Origin of the sequence: Devosia alba (assembly GCF_039938915.1) — a bacterium.
GTDB lineage: Bacteria > Pseudomonadota > Alphaproteobacteria > Rhizobiales > Devosiaceae > Devosia > Devosia alba.
Genome location: NZ_JBDUUI010000126.1, coordinates 1 through 250 on the forward strand (window position 1 = coordinate 1; position 250 = coordinate 250).

Genomic DNA, 250 nt, shown 5'->3' on the forward strand with positions numbered 1-250 from the left:
CCGGAACTACCCATGACCGCCAGATGGACTACGCAAACCAGCTGCTGAGCTATATCCAGTACTACGATGACGGCAGTACCTGCCATTACCGGGACGATACCGGTTATGCATGGGCGCAGGTTTTCGATCTTGAGGGATATTACGGTGAGAACATCGCCGGTTTTATGACCCATGCCGATGATGCACGGCGTACCATCGTGTTCATGCACGATGTTATCCAGGATATGCCGGAAGCCCCCCTGCAGACGCT

Annotated in this window: 1 protein-coding gene; it reads left to right on the top strand. The window is 54.4% G+C overall.

The window, feature by feature from the left end:
- Positions 1-23: 23 nt before the first annotated feature.
- Positions 24-250: hypothetical protein (locus tag ABFY71_RS19035; protein WP_347947446.1), on the top strand; the 227-nt coding region annotated here is incomplete at its 3' end.